1 pseudogene is annotated in these 1,879 nt (G+C 37.5%); it reads right to left on the bottom strand.

The features are described 5' to 3' along the window. Positions 1-605: 605 nt before the first annotated feature. A pseudogene (locus C5471_RS23105) lies at positions 606-1,501 on the bottom strand (tyrosine-type recombinase/integrase); the annotation flags it as partial. Positions 1,502-1,879: the final 378 nt, after the last annotated feature.

Here is a 1,879-nt window from a genome sequence, read left to right as displayed (position 1 = left end):
CTTTCCGGCAAATAAAAGTAATAGATCAAAATTGGCGATTGCCGTCAATCCCACTAATGTCATCAATACAAAAAACCTGTGTAAGATCACATTATTTTTAAATCATAAATACGGTGCGGAATGACGGTTATATGTTGTGCTTTGTGTTTTTTTTATTTATTTTTGAACTTAAATTCTATATTTTTTTGTTTGCTAAAAGTGATGTTGATGTTATTATTTTTTTAATTGGTATTTGCATAAGTTTATTTTTGTAAAAGTCAACTATTGAATAAGTTGTGTAAAAATCTCTCACTATTTGGAGAAATCGTTTGTTTTAGTTGTTATGAAGAGCTCTTAATTCTTGCAGCACAAGGTGATATGCAAAGTAATTTATTAATTTTTTATCAAACTGAGCTGAATTTTTATGACCTAAAATAGGCAGGTGTTTTTCTTTGAGTTAAGTGTGAGTAGATGCTTTAATAACTATGCCAATATGGAATCAAAAATTTTTAAATGTTATGAGTTCTTTCATTAAATAAGTGATTGCGTGCATTTAATGTGAATCCAAGCCGTATTTGCAAAGCCAGAAACCATTGTTCATGGTTTAAAGAATGAACATATTTTTCATAGTTAAATCGGCCTGTGATCGCTTCCAACTCTTTCAGCAAAGCCAAAACTTGCCCAGAAAGCGGAACAATATGAGGCCGACGCATTTTCATGCATTCTTGTGGGATTTCCCAAATTGCTTTGTCTAAATCAATTTCTGCCCAAGTAGAGGCTCGCAGTTCTATTGTTCTTAATCCGGTAAGTAAAAGTAATTTGGTAGCGATTTGAGTAATTTTACTTCCGCTATAGAGGGAAAATGCCTGTAAAAATGCAGGTAATTCATCAACATTCAAATGTGGGAAATGCTTGGCTTTTGGTGTCGCTAATGCGCCAGCCAGTTCAGCCGCAGGATTATATTCTGCTCTTCCCGTGACAATTGCGTATTTGAAAACTTGATTACATGCTTGTCTGATCTTTTTCAACTTATCGAGAACGCCGCGCTGTTCCATTTTGCGCAAGTGTGAGCATGTCTAAGGGTTTGATATTGGTGATGGCGTGTTTGCCGATGTAAGGGAAAATATCTTTTGTGAAGCCTTCTAAAAGGTCATCTGCGTATCCCTTTGACCAGTTAGGAGCCTTGCAAGCGTGCCACTCAAGGGCGATTTTTTCGAAGCTGTTATTTACGATGAGAGCCTTTTCTCTTTTTTCCTGTCTTTTGACCTGCCTTGGATCATCGCCATTTGCCAATATTTTCTTGGCGTCTTCCCTTTTGTTTCTGGTTTCTGGCTTCTGCCAAAGTTACGGTGGGATAAGTACCAAATGCCAATCGCTTTTCTTTGCCAACAAAACGATATTTTAACCGCCAACATTTGGAACCATTCGGGAAAATTTCTAAGTACATGCCCCCACCATCGGAGAGTTTGTACGATTTGTCTTTGGGCTTCGCGGTCTCTATCTGTCTGGCTGTCAACTTCATTTGAGGGCATCTATTTTGATTGAACCTAACAATGCCCCCTATTATGCCCCCAGAGATCTGTAGATTTCAACATACCCTAGTAGACATCGATAGATTGTAGTTTCTTGGTTTTCTTTGTTTTTTAAGAGATTTGTAGACTTTAAAAGACATTTAGAGACTTAGAGATGGCCCTACAGGATTCGAATTGAATCCAAATTACCCTTGTTATTACTGGTTTTTTCTCTGTTCGAAAAACTCAGGAGCCCCCAATTGGCTGAGGGATCCCCACAAATCGGTGCTAATAAACCAGCACCATATTTCGGTAGACTCTTGTTAAGTGGTTAAGAGCATCATTCAGTGATATTTGCTTTAAAATCAGTGGGGAGTGTCGTAAGACGT

It is taken from the genome of Photorhabdus tasmaniensis (genome assembly GCF_011189505.1).
GTDB lineage: Bacteria > Pseudomonadota > Gammaproteobacteria > Enterobacterales > Enterobacteriaceae > Photorhabdus > Photorhabdus tasmaniensis.
The sequence above is the reverse complement of the archived record's forward strand: the minus strand, read 5'-3'. Positions and strand labels throughout refer to the sequence as shown.